The 11,953-nt window shown below is 59.2% G+C and carries 15 protein-coding genes and 1 pseudogene; 9 read left to right on the top strand and 7 right to left on the bottom strand.

Going from position 1 to position 11,953, the window contains the following annotated elements; all coding sequences use genetic code 11:
• Window positions 1–362: alcohol dehydrogenase catalytic domain-containing protein (locus ACIQ17_RS24005; RefSeq protein ID WP_398471730.1), on the bottom strand; the 362-nt coding region annotated here is incomplete at its 3' end.
• Window positions 363–475: 113 nt separating this feature from the next.
• Between ACIQ17_RS24005 and ACIQ17_RS24010 the strand changes: the two genes are divergently transcribed.
• The 5 genes from ACIQ17_RS24010 to ACIQ17_RS24030 all read left to right on the top strand — a co-directional run bounded on the left by ACIQ17_RS24010 (window position 476) and on the right by ACIQ17_RS24030 (window position 4,829).
• Window positions 476–1,261, top strand: coding sequence for an SDR family NAD(P)-dependent oxidoreductase (locus tag ACIQ17_RS24010; protein ID WP_398471731.1), 786 nt, complete (start codon window positions 476–478; stop codon window positions 1,259–1,261).
• Window positions 1,262–3,219: 1,958 nt separating this feature from the next.
• On the top strand, window positions 3,220–3,699 hold the full coding sequence (locus ACIQ17_RS24015; protein ID WP_398471732.1) for a TspO/MBR family protein: 480 nt from the start codon (window positions 3,220–3,222) through the stop codon (window positions 3,697–3,699).
• Between the two features lie 19 nt (window positions 3,700–3,718).
• Entirely contained in the window at window positions 3,719–3,898 is a 180-nt protein-coding gene (locus tag ACIQ17_RS24020; RefSeq protein ID WP_398471733.1) for a hypothetical protein, read from the top strand.
• Window positions 3,899–4,039: 141 nt separating this feature from the next.
• Window positions 4,040–4,414: a hypothetical protein gene (locus ACIQ17_RS24025; RefSeq protein ID WP_398471735.1), complete on the top strand. Its 375-nt coding sequence runs from the start codon at window positions 4,040–4,042 to the stop codon at window positions 4,412–4,414.
• A 106-nt stretch (window positions 4,415–4,520) separates the two neighbouring features.
• Window positions 4,521–4,829 (top strand): hypothetical protein, encoded by a 309-nt coding sequence (locus ACIQ17_RS24030; protein WP_398471736.1) that lies wholly within the window; start codon window positions 4,521–4,523, stop codon window positions 4,827–4,829.
• Window positions 4,830–4,950: 121 nt separating this feature from the next.
• Here the strand turns inward: ACIQ17_RS24030 and ACIQ17_RS24035 are convergent, their stop codons facing one another.
• Both ACIQ17_RS24035 and ACIQ17_RS24040 read right to left on the bottom strand, forming a co-directional pair.
• On the bottom strand, window positions 4,951–5,493 hold the full coding sequence (locus tag ACIQ17_RS24035) for a hypothetical protein (RefSeq protein WP_398471737.1): 543 nt from the start codon (window positions 5,491–5,493) through the stop codon (window positions 4,951–4,953).
• Between the two features lie 383 nt (window positions 5,494–5,876).
• Window positions 5,877–6,122, bottom strand: a complete 246-nt coding sequence (locus ACIQ17_RS24040) for a hypothetical protein (protein ID WP_398471738.1) — start codon at window positions 6,120–6,122, stop codon at window positions 5,877–5,879.
• A 217-nt stretch (window positions 6,123–6,339) separates the two neighbouring features.
• Here ACIQ17_RS24040 and ACIQ17_RS24045 point away from each other — a divergent pair, with 217 nt between their 5' ends.
• From ACIQ17_RS24045 to ACIQ17_RS24055, 3 genes and pseudogenes are all read left to right on the top strand, one after another.
• Window positions 6,340–6,576 (top strand): hypothetical protein, encoded by a 237-nt coding sequence (locus tag ACIQ17_RS24045; protein ID WP_398471740.1) that lies wholly within the window; start codon window positions 6,340–6,342, stop codon window positions 6,574–6,576.
• A gap of 41 nt (window positions 6,577–6,617) precedes the next feature.
• Window positions 6,618–7,013: pseudogene (locus ACIQ17_RS24050) on the top strand (phosphoglycerate mutase family protein); the annotation flags it as partial.
• A 103-nt stretch (window positions 7,014–7,116) separates the two neighbouring features.
• Window positions 7,117–7,323, top strand: coding sequence for a hypothetical protein (locus ACIQ17_RS24055; protein ID WP_398471741.1), 207 nt, complete (start codon window positions 7,117–7,119; stop codon window positions 7,321–7,323).
• A gap of 333 nt (window positions 7,324–7,656) precedes the next feature.
• On the opposite strand, the gene ACIQ17_RS24060 is transcribed toward ACIQ17_RS24055, so the two are convergent.
• The 3 genes from ACIQ17_RS24060 to ACIQ17_RS24070 all read right to left on the bottom strand — a co-directional run bounded on the left by ACIQ17_RS24060 (window position 7,657) and on the right by ACIQ17_RS24070 (window position 11,292).
• Complete coding sequence (locus ACIQ17_RS24060; RefSeq protein ID WP_398471742.1) at window positions 7,657–8,211, bottom strand: response regulator; 555 nt, start codon at window positions 8,209–8,211, stop codon at window positions 7,657–7,659.
• 151 nt (window positions 8,212–8,362) lie between these two features.
• Window positions 8,363–10,951, bottom strand: a complete 2,589-nt coding sequence (locus ACIQ17_RS24065) for a PAS domain-containing protein (protein WP_398471743.1) — start codon at window positions 10,949–10,951, stop codon at window positions 8,363–8,365.
• 209 nt (window positions 10,952–11,160) lie between these two features.
• Window positions 11,161–11,292: a hypothetical protein gene (locus tag ACIQ17_RS24070; protein ID WP_398471745.1), complete on the bottom strand. Its 132-nt coding sequence runs from the start codon at window positions 11,290–11,292 to the stop codon at window positions 11,161–11,163.
• Window positions 11,293–11,436: 144 nt separating this feature from the next.
• Between ACIQ17_RS24070 and ACIQ17_RS24075 the strand changes: the two genes are divergently transcribed.
• Window positions 11,437–11,643, top strand: a complete 207-nt coding sequence (locus ACIQ17_RS24075; RefSeq protein ID WP_398471746.1) for a general stress protein — start codon at window positions 11,437–11,439, stop codon at window positions 11,641–11,643.
• Between the two features lie 52 nt (window positions 11,644–11,695).
• On the opposite strand, the gene ACIQ17_RS24080 is transcribed toward ACIQ17_RS24075, so the two are convergent.
• The coding region (locus tag ACIQ17_RS24080; RefSeq protein ID WP_398471747.1) for a hypothetical protein at window positions 11,696–11,953 on the bottom strand (258 nt) is incomplete at its 5' end.

The raw sequence follows: 11,953 nt of genomic DNA on the forward strand, positions 1-11,953 counted from the left end.
GAATGACCCCACAGCTTGGTCGCCTGGTCGGCATTGGGATTGGATCGCTCGCAGCCCGAGTAGAAGCCGCGTTTGCAGAAGAAACACTCACCGCAAGAGATCGTGAAGGGCACCACGACCCGGTCCCCGACCTTCAGCTTCCTGTTGTCCGCCCCCACCTCGACGACCTCGCCCATGGTTTCGTGGCCGAGGATGTCGCCGTGCTCCATCGACGGGATGACGCCATCAAAGATGTGGAGATCGGATCCGCAGATCGCACACGCCGTCACCTTGATGATCGCATCCTGACCGTGCTGGATTTTCGGATCAGGTACGCTCTCGCATCGAATGTCGTTCTTGCCGTGCCACGTCAGCGCTTTCATGGGATCCTCCATCGATCTGCCATCACAAGCGACCAAAGACGGCACCGTTCCGACCGAGAGGAACAGGACTGACATCAGCAGGTTGGCTGCACGACATCGCACAGGAGCCTGCCATGACCGCCATCCGACCATTCGCCATCATCACCGGCGCCTCGACCGGCATTGGTCTGGAATTAGCAAAATGCTGCGCCAAGGAAGGCTTCGATCTGCTGATTGTCGCTGATGAGGCAGCCATCGAGGACGCCGCAGCGCAGCTCCGCAGCAGCGGCGCCAATGTAGCGTCGTTGACTGCCGACCTCGCGACACTGGAGGGCGTTGATCACTTATGCGAGGCTATCAGCGGTCGTCAGGTTGATGCGCTTCTGGCAAACGCGGGCCGCGGCCTTGGGCGCGCGTTCCTCGATCAGGATTTTGCCAAGGCGCGCCGCGTGATCGATACCAACATCACCGGCACAGCCTATCTCGTTCACAAGATCGGCAATGACATGCGGCGCCGAAACGCAGGAAGGATCCTGATCACCGGTTCGATCGCAGGCTTCATCCCCGGCAGCTTTCAGGCGGTTTATAATGGCAGCAAGGCATTCCTCAACTCCTTCTCGTTTGCGCTTCGGGAGGAGCTGAAAGACACCAAGATCACGGTGACTTGCCTGATGCCTGGGGCGACCGACACCGAATTTTTCCGTCGGGCCGATATGATGGACACCGATGTCGGCACGACCGAAAAAGACGATCCTGCCAAGGTCGCCGAAGACGGCTTTCGAGCCATGATGAGCGGTGCTGGCGACGTCGTCAGTGGGCTGAAGAACAAGGTTCAATCCGCTGCCGCCAACGTCATTCCGGCAGGTATCCTTGCCGGACAGCATCGCAAGATGGCGGAGCCGGGGTCGGCGAAGGACTAGAGCGCTTACTTGTGCACCGCTGTCGCTTCTGATGTCCGGAGGCAGACGCAGTGCCGCGATCAGCTCCGTCCGACCGCCTCGCGCGGTCCACCCGGCGCAAGCACGTTCTTGTCGGCAGCGAAGCCCGCCCGGGGATGCGAAGCGGTCCATTCCTATGATCGGACGAATTTTGCCATGATGTCTGCTTGGTACAGCCGCCTGCCGACGTCAGCGGCCATGGTGACTTTACTCTAGGAGATGGCTCCGGTGGTGTGCCGGAAGGGTTATGTGCATCGGTCGCCATTAGCGAACAGGCAAGATCGAAGCGAAGGCCCGCGCCTGGGTCCTCCAACTGGCCGAAAACCGGCAGCGGTCGCGCTCGCGGTCGTCGCGATCCGCCCGCGTTCTTTCGATCGGCCTGATCGGCTGACATACCTCGAGAACGCAAACCTACCCACGCCTATCCGTGATATCAGGCGCATCGACATCGAATGGGAATCAAATGCTCACGATCGCAACGGTTATATCTTTCGTCTTGCTTGGGGCGTTGATCGCCAAGCGATGCAGGGCGCACGAACGTGAAACTGGGCTGCCTGCGCCTTCACGGAACACGACAGCACAGATCTTCCGTGATGCCCGCCAGAGAGGCATCCCCGAGCGACAAGCTTACGGCGACTGGGTGGCCAGGAGCAGCGACGAGTGTCGGCCGCTCACTATCGGCGGGGTTCGGGTCCCGCCCCAGGGCTGGGGGGCTGATAAGGACGGTACCGTCCCCGCTGCCGACGCTCTCGCTGGATCGCCGGCGCGGGGATCAAGTCGCCCCTGTCCGCCTCGTTCCTCCGCTGTTGCGAGGATCTTCGATCCGAGCCTCAATGTCGGCGACGAGCAATCGGATGTCGTCCAGGGGCATCTGGTCGAGAGCCGCGCAAATCCGAGCCTTGTACAGATCGACCACGTTGTCGATCAGGTGATCATCTGTCATCGCGAACCGCCCGCAGCGGAATCTGCGCTGTGTAGTGCGGAACGCGTCTCACTCAACTAGGTGAAGCCAAACTACCACAGCGCTATTTTGTCTGCGCGTGTGTCCCGCACCGGACAGACTAGGCATGATTGCTGCACTAGACGAAAGTCTATAATCATACATAACAGTTTTGAGGAGCGACGTGTCTTCCGCGAGCCTTGTGCCATGCCCAGCCTGTAGCCAGAGGCGTGATCTAATATCGATTGAACAAGAAGCCAAAGGCCGGGGCGAGTTGCGCTCCTTTCGTTGCCGAGAGTGCAAAGAGGTCATCAGCTATTTGATGCAGGGTCGCGCTTCGGCTCCCATCATCATCACCAGGCGCTTGGAATAGCGTCTCATGGATGAGTCTCCTTGCGTCGCGGTTTGGCGGCGTGGGATGAACGGCGATCTCGGCTTCAATCCCGCTCGATGCGCTTCATGTGGCGCCGCTGCCGGTCTGCTCCATCATTCCTCGCGCTTTCGCCTTGGCCTCACGAACGTCAGGCAATTCTAAACCTAGCTCCCGAGCCTTCTTCACGACCGACCGACGTCCCCGATTGAGGGCCGCCGATGCTGTTAAGGCTGTCGCGCCCTGCTCAGCCAAGGCGATGAGCCTTGCGATATCCTCATCGGTCCGTCCCGGTAGTTGGTCTCGACGGGTCCGCGAGCCTTTTTCTGCACGCCCCCCCAACGTGTTCCGCCGCAAGGGGAGACAGGAGACGTCGGTTGCATGAACTGGAACGGCATGGTGGCAGGGGGATCGATTGACGAAAGGCAGCCCACTCAGCCTTCGCGGAGGAAAACAGGGACACTGGCACTAGCCATTCGTCGAGGTCGATGGTCTGATGCACCGCCCGACGGGACCCCATCCTCCGCGGGCAGGCCCGCCGCGGCCTCCCTCCAGCATCGCCCGGCGCGTCGAGCTTTATTCACGCGAGGCCGACGCATCGTCGTTATCCCCTAGGGTCTCGGTCCTTCGATGTCCTTCAGTACGAATTCGCTCCTGGCCCTGGCTGTCGCGCTCGGTCTGTGCTTCGGCGCAGCAGCGCTCGGTGCGAGAGTGACGACGCCCGAAATCCCGACCTGGTACGCCAGCCTCGCGAAGCCGTCATGGACGCCGCCGCGAGCCGCCTTTCCGATCGTCTGGCCCATTCTCTATCTTCTTATGGCCGTCGCTGTGTGGCTGCTCTGGCAGGCCGAGCCGTCGCCGGCCAGGACGGCCGCATTGATCGGCTTTGCAGCTCAGCTCTTCCTCAACACGATCTGGTCGCCCGTGTTCTTCGGTCGGCACGACATCACCGGCGGGCTGGTCATCATTTCGCTCTTGGCGGTCACGTTGACGTTCACCGTCTTCATGGCGTTCGAAGTCGACTGGCTTCCGGGCGCGCTGTTGGTACCCTATCTGCTATGGATCTCGTTCGCGGCCGCGTTGAACTTCAGGATCTGGACCCTGAACTAACGCCGCGTTGGAGCGCGCCATGGACGAGATCACCGACGAAATCGCTTTGCGATGGGCCTTGAGAGACATCATAGCCCGGCGACACCGGTTCCTTCGCGTGAGCGAGGCCAAAATACAGCGATTGCGTGAGCTTCAATGGGTCGAAGACCGCGACGGCGAGGTCGAGGTCACCGAAGCGGGCCGACAGGCACTGGGATAGCAGGCGGCGGATTGAAACATGGCGCCGCAATGTCAGGCTCTGTGGAGCGGCGAAGGACCTGACCGGGTAACTTCCCCAAAGCTCGCAACTTTTCGTGCGTCCGACTGTTTAGTGCGCACCTCATACAGACGGAGAATGCAGATGAAGAAAGGTGCACTCGTCATCGCGGCCGCGGCTATCGGCGCTACCGCCTTATCTGCCCCCGCTGAAGCTCGCGGCTGGCGCCATGGCGGATGGGGCGGTGGCTGGGGCGGACCTGCGATCGGCTTTGGCCTAGCCGCTGGCGCCCTGGCGGTCGCTGCTTCGGGTCCGGCCTATGGGTATGGTCCGGGCTATTACGGATATGGTCCGCGCTACTACGGCCCACGCTATGGCTACTACGGGCCGCGCTACTATCGTCCCGCCTACCATGGCGGTTACTACGGTGGTCCTCGTTACGCTTGGGGCGGTCCGGGATATGGCTGGGGCGGCGGACCATGGGGCGGCCGCATCTATCGAACTTACGGCTATTGGTGACGTGCAATGGGCTCGGACCTTGTCCGGGCCCAACCCGTTGGAGACCCCTGCCCAGCTTAAGCAGATGGTTCTCCTCCTTTGAAAACCTTCTTTGGATCAGCGCGCGATGTCCGAAGATGACGACATCCCCGAGATCGTTTCTCCACTCGTCATGGTGGCGGAGACCCATCGCATATTCCGCCTATCCCCCGCTTTCGACGATCTCTCCCAGTCGAGCAGGCAGATCGCCCTCGTCCCGGCCCAAACCGAGCAAATCGCACGCGCTGTCGCAACGGCAGCCGATGCTCTCGGTCGGGACTGGCAGGACGAACGGGCATTCATTGCGGAAAGTATCGAGACCGAAGAGCGTCCGGTCGTCGGAGATGTGATCTTCCGGTTGACACCGAATGCTACGACCACAAAAAGACGCAAGTGAGAATGAAATGGCTAAGAAGAGCAAGACCGCGAACGACAAGGAGACGCTCGAGATGTGGGCGACAGATCTCTTGCTCGAAGCTCATGCCATCTCCGCTTGTCCGGATCACGGGTACATGCGGTTACGTCACAGCCATCACGCCGCCGACTACGCCAAGGACCTTGCTGAGCATCGCAAGTTCTCGGGAAGAAACAAGAGGGAACGCATTTCCGCCGTCGAAGAGGTCCTTGATGGCCTCGGTGACAGCTGTCCCGGTTGCGAGTGAGTCCGTTGAGATTTCATAGCGGACCAGCACGCTGCAGTGCCAATGAGGTCCACGCTCAGCCAGGCCGCATAGTGCAGGAAATGGGATCGAGCTTCTAACCCGGATAACCAGATAAGTGAAGTAGCATTTCAGACGAAACCGTAATCGCATTTCAAAAGCGAAGGAGACCAAGATGGCGAGGAAAGCCAAAGCTTCGAAATCCACCAAGAAAGCAACAAATGCAAAGGCGAAGGCATCAAAGACTTCTGCCAGAGCAGGTGCACGAAAGTCCTCGTCGCCGAAATCAAGCACCAGCCCGCGCAAGGATTGGACTGATGCGGAACTGAAATCGATGAAGATGATGGTAAAGCAGAACACGCCGACCGGCATTATCGCGATGAAATTAAAGCGCTCAGTCACGTCGGTCTACGGAAAAGCAGCGCGGGAAGGCATTTCGCTTGCTCCAACCAACCGCAGCCCGCGGGATTGACGCAGGGAGCCCGCCGTTCAGGCGGGCTGCTCGCGCTAGTTCTTCGGTGAATTGTAGCGGGGAGCCGACTTGATGTTCGTGTTGGGCGCCTTGTCCCGACCTTGATCACCGTTGTCGTCCCGCCCGCCAGATGTCGATGTCCCGCTGCCGCTCGGATTGCTTCTCGGCGACGAGGGACTGCTGGACGCTGAACTGGCGGCTGGATCGCCAGTCTTACTCGTCGCTGCGGTGCCCCCCGGGTCCGATGTCTGGGCTATGCCGCTCCAACTCGCGCAAAGCGTGATGACGGCCGCGGCCGACAGCGCTCGACCGATCATTTTCCGCCACCAATATTGCCGCCCTTGATGTGTCCGAGCGAATTGCTGCCTTGGCCTGAGTTGCCGTTATTGCCCTGCAGCGCCGCGTTACCGCCGGTGTACCCCGATCGGGACTGGCCCGTCGTCATGCTGCCATGGGTCTGGGTATGAGAATGTTGCTTCCGACCGTTGCCCGCTGACGCCTCAGCAACGAAACATGCGAAAAGCGCCACCGCCGTAACAAGCGTTAAAATTTTGCTCATGAGCTTCATCCGTTAAGTTGAGTGCCTATCACGCCTCGCGAACGGCAAAACAACCGCACTGTTCCACCTATCAATCGAATGTTCAGTGGAAACGTAAGCGCGCATAACACGCATTCTTATCTCTAAATTCCGTCGCCCAGCGTGCGCAAAGCAACGTGGAGCTACGCGGTCTCGTCGCAATTAAAGGGAAAAAACAACGCCATGGATGCGTCGAGTAATGCCGAGGATCGAATTCACGCCAAATGAACTTCAAACGCTGATCAAGCTCGAGCTGCGCAAGACACGGGAAATTCCCGACGGGCTGCTTATCCAGATCATCCGCAATGGCGGAACGTGGTACCCGCGGATCCGCTTCAAGGTTGGATATGCAGAGGCGCCAGACGCGGTCGAGCTCGCTTATGCGGTAAACACCATCGCGGCTGACCTGGCTACCAAACATCCGCTGATAGGTTGAATGCTTCGCCGGGTCCATCGCGAGGGCGGGGAGGAACGCAAATGGGGGCAGGTGTGGGCGTCGATGCAGAAACCCGAACGGGGAAAGCCAAGCAGCGCTGGCCGGCGCCCCTTTGGATCGTGCGACACGGAGAAAGCTCCGGCAATGTGGCCCGCGATGCGGCTCATGCGGCTGGACTGGCCGACATTGCCATCGACATGCGGGACGTTGATGTTCCTCTGAGCGACTTGGGCGACCGCCAGACGGAAGCTCTAGGTCGTTGGTTTGCGGATCTTCCAAAACCCGAACGGCCGAGTGTAGTTCTCAGCTCACCATACATGCGAGCACAACAGACTGACGAAATCATCACGCAAGTGACCCGTACAGACGATCGCGTCGTGAAGACCACGCACGACGAGCGGCTGCGGGAGAAGGAATTTGGCATCCTCGATCGTCTGACGAGGACCGGCATCGAGCAGCGGTATCCGGACGAAGCGAATCGGCGCGCTTGTCGGAAAATTCTACTACCGACCACCTGCAGGCGAGAGCTGGGCGGACGTTGTGCTGCGGCTTCGGAGCGTTCTCGACTCTGTCAGTCTGCACTACGCTGGAGAGCGCGTGCTCATTGTTGCCCACCAAGTCGTCGTTTTATGCCTGCGCTACCTTCTGGAATCGCGGCACTTCCCTGAGCGCGATCGATGCGCTTATGACCGCCTCTACGGCACATGGTGTCTTCTACAGGGACGCCGCGGGACAAGTGCAATATGAATCTTCGGCGGGCTCCGAGACTCTGCACGTGACAATGATGTCGCGGAAGGGCCTGCTTCCGGAAGCCGACTTCCATTGCGAGTATCCTTATCGGCCATTGACGATCTGCACGCCAGCCGCTGTGGCGGACGCGATTGCCGGCATCCTAAATAGAACTCGGCCCTTGCGCTGATCGATCGCGCTTGGCAGAGCGCAGGCGGGTGTTGGAGGGATGACTGAGATTGATCGCTTGCCTGAACCGCAACCGCCTTGGGATCAAGGCTGGGCAAACACCACGGGAGAGGGCTTATCGGAGATTAAGCCGGATCCATTATTGAAAGCGAGAAACAGAATTCAGTTGCGCTTCGGCGAGGAAACGACATCAATTTCAATCATATTCTCGTCCAGAATTGTTACCTTTTGCCCGGTCTCATCAGCAATTCGCTGCGCAATAAGCAGAGCTTCATTGTTATCCGCTGCTTCAATGGACCACAACGAACTCCGTGGCTGTGCTCCATCGCTTCGTCCCGACCGAAATTCACTCGGCGAGTTCAGCAGTTTGACGAGAGAGCGTGACAACGCCGTTAGCGCGACAGGTTTCTCAAGCACGTCCACGTCGCCAAATGATGCGGGCACCGAGGATGCGTAGGCAGTCGCGAATAGAAAGGGCACGTCTAAGTCGCGCAGATGATGCGCGAGAGAGAACACATCACCACTCCCCAGCCGAATGTCAAGGATGGCTAAGTCGGGCAGATGGTGCTGGAGTGCTTCAAACGCAAACACCAGCGAGGGCATAGGTCCGATCACCCTCGCGCCGGCTTTCTCGACGTGATCGGCAAGCTCGCGAGCGAGAAGATACTCATCTTCCACAATCAGTACGGTTCTGCCTGCCAAATCGTCCTGAAACAAAAGCGTTCCTCCCCGCGATAATGCGCGGATACATCCGTGCCAATCAAGAAGACATCACAAGCGTATAATCTTGCCGGTTCGATTGTCAGTTAAGACAGCACAAAACGCAAACGCCATAAGACTTCCCCGAGCTCTGCTTCACGCCCTGCTCTCACAAAAGGCTTAGAGTTTCGACAATCTTTCGCAAAGAGATCGGCTTCTGAAGACGGGGAACCGCCTCCAGATCCGAAGGAATCACGTCTGGATCGTATCCCGTCATGAAAACGAGGGGGACACCGCGGCTCTTCAAAGAACGGGCAATCTCAAATCTCGGCCCGCCACCACCGAGATTGAGGTCTAGAACTGCGTGGGTGGGCGTTGTGTTCTGTAGCAGACCAAAGGTCGAGGCTTCGTCCGGGCATGGGCCCAGCACTTCTGCGCCCGCACCGCGCACGGCGGCAGCGGTATCACCTGCAAGGTAATAGTCATCTTCGACCACCAGAACCTTCAGACCGCTCAGATCGGGTCCGTTACTCATGTCCAAGGTGCCTCCGGATGTGGTCACAGGTGCCGGCGCGCCGGTTTCAAGAATGCTCTCGCCGCTCTTGAGAGGCAATTCCAGACGGCATTGTGTCTGGCCAGATACGAAGCTAATCTTTCCGCTTCCGCCCAGTTCGTAAGGGATGCGCCCCTCAATCAGATCGGCGCCAAAGCCGCGGCGTGCGGGAGGCGAACGTTCCGGCACCCCAGTTTCCGTCCAATCGAGGGAAAGCCAGGCTCGTCCGCGTTTAAGAGTCTGCTTCCAGGACACGCGAAGCCGCCCCTGAGGCGCCGAGAACGCACCATATTTGAGCGCATTTGTCGCCAGTTCGTGAAACGCAAGCGTGATTACTTCGGCAGCCTTAGGCGAAAGGTTGATCTCCGGCCCTTCGAGTTCGAATTGATCGTCGCCATGGGCTTGGGCACCAACCTCGTTCGCAATGATCTCGCGCAGAGAGCCACCGGCATTGGCTTGTCGCGTCAGCAGCACCTGCACACGCGCCAGAGCCAAGAGACGCCCCTCCAGCAGCGATCGGTAGTCATCGACATCCAGCGCTCCGTCGGCAGTCCGAAGAGCCAGGGACCGGATCATCGCCATGATATTCCGGACCCGGTGCTGCAGCTCGGCAAGCAGTACGTGCTGATGCTCGATCGCCAGTTTGGCCTCGGTCACATCCTCGGCAAGGCCGCCGATGCGCTGCACCTGGCCGTCGGCGTCAAACAAAGGGAAGTCGGTATTCCTGATCCAGCGAAACGTGCCATTATCAGGCCGCCGGATTCGAAACTCATGCACAGCCGCCTCTCCCCGACGGGCGCGATCAATATGCGCCAGCGTCGCGTCGCGATCCTCGGGCAGGATGAGACTCACCCATCGCTTCATGTCATCAGAGAATTCGTGCGCGTCGGTTCCGTAGATGCGGCTCAAGGCCGGGCTGACATATTCCATCTGAAGTGTTTCGCTGTCCCTAATCCACATGCCGGCGGCAGAGGCGTGCGCGAACTGCTGAAATCGGGTCTCGCTTTCGCGTAACGCCCCCTCTGCGCGCTTTCGAGCGTCGATATCGATATTCATCCCGATCCACTTCTCGATTTCTCCCGTCGCATCGAGCATGGGAGCGGCGAGGACATTGGTCCAGCGCCATCCGCCCAGGGGAGACCGCAGACGAAAATCTGCGTTGACCAGACCGCGAGCTGCGATGGCCTCTCGCCACTGCCGTTCCGCATAGGCGCGATCATCCGGATGGATCGCGTTCAACCAACCGTGGCCCAACCACTCGTCCAACCTCTGGCCGGTGTAAGCCCGCCAGCTCTGGCTGTCGGCAACGACGACGCCATTGGCGTCAGTTTCCCACACCGCTTGGGTCCAGCTCTCGATTAAGAGGCGGTGCCGTTCCTCGCTTTCCCGAAGCGCCAACTCGGTGGACTTACGAAGGGTAACGTCCTCCATCACGCCAATCATTCGTAGGGCTTGGCCGCGATGGTCGTAGAAGAACTTTCCCCTCGCTGAACACCACCGAACGTCTCCTTGAGGATTCAAACTCCGGAAGTCGTGAGCGTAGACAAGACGCTGGTCTTGAGCCTTTTTTATCTGCGCTAAAGTGGCTTCACGATCGTCCGGATGCACCCGCGCGAGCCAGGCCTCAAAGCTCGGCGTCACCTCGCCGACGGCGTAGCCCTGCATCAAGAAATGGCGTTCGTTCCACTTCACATGGCCGGACGCGATGTCCCAGTCCCAGGTCGCCAATCCTCCAATCTCGAGCGCTAAGCCGAGACGTTCTTCACTCTCAATCAGGTCTGCTTCGGCCTTTTTTCGTGTCAGGATATCTTTAAACAGAATCCCAACGCGCCTCTGATCCGCCGCCCCCACGCGGAAAGCGTAGACTTCATACCAACGCCCTAAAGCTTCAGCACGGTGTTCAAATCGCTCGGGTGCTCCAGTTTTTGCGATGCGGCCGTAGATCTCGAACCAGTGCGCTTCATGCGCCGGCGCAAGATCCCTCATCTTACGTCCCACGGCATTGCGGAGCCCCGTCTGCGCTTCGAAGGCCGCATTGATCTGTAAAAACCGGTAATCAATCGGTTGTTCCACGGTATCGAAGATCACTTCGATTACACAGAAACCTTCGTCGATTGCGTTGAACAGGTGGGCGTATGCCGCTTCCGCCTCCTCGGCGGCGGCCAGCTTCGCTTCAAGAAACTTGATGCGGCCCCCCTCATCCATGCCTTAGCTAATCACGGATGTTAAGCCGGTGTAAGTCCGTTGCTTCGGCGCCATGACACAAATACAAGCGTAGAGGGCGGAGCTGTCGAGAGCGCGCTGGTCGGAAATGACGGCGTCTTTGGTGCAGCTCAAGACATGAACAACGAGATTTCGCTCATCAGCGTTCTGTTTCACCCCCCGGCAAAGCATCAACGATGGAGATCGGTCGCCTAACCGGTCGTCATTTCTTTGAGCGCGACGGTGACGAGCAGCGCGAGCAGGATCGCCATGATCGCCGCAACGCCTTCTTCGGCAATAAGCCGGGCAACGCGGGTTTCAAACTGATGAAGGAAGTGGAGCATCCGTTTCTCTCCCACAGGTGCGCGGGCAACACGAGCTTCGCTTCCTCGTTCCGAAAAGAAAGCTCGCGATATTTCGAGGCGTCGCGCAAACCAATCCGCAAGCAGCTGGTTGCTGGGCCGAGGGGCTAACAATGGAGAGTACAGATGGCAGACAATGAACGCGGTGGTTCCGGCAACTTCGCAAATGACCCGCAGCGAGCTTCTGAAGCCGGCAAGAAGGGTGGCGAGCATAGCCACGGTGGCCAGCAGTCTCAGAGCGGCGGCAACAAGGGTCAGCAGGGCGGAGGCGGCAACTTCGCCCAGAACCCGGATCGCGCCAGCGAAGCTGGCCGTAAGGGTGGCCAGAGCTAACCGAGAAAAAAGCCCGGCGAAAAGCCGGGCTTCTGGTTTCCGCGGCGACGCTTCATCTCGCGAATGCGAGCACGCCGGCTAGTGAGAGCGGAAAGATGATAGCGGCCACGAGCAGCCAAACAACGTCGGTATGGCGTTTGGAATCTTCGGGCCGTCGAGAGTGCGATTCATGCTTCTCGTTCAGCCGTGAGGCGGGCAAGCTCGGTATCGGTGTGGCGCCCTTCGTAACTTCGTCAATCTTCTTGATTGCCTTGTCTCCGTTGGGATCGACGGCAACAGCGCTGCCGTCATTTCCATTTTCAGCTCGACT

The organism is Tardiphaga sp. (assembly GCF_044340795.1).
GTDB lineage: Bacteria > Pseudomonadota > Alphaproteobacteria > Rhizobiales > Xanthobacteraceae > Tardiphaga.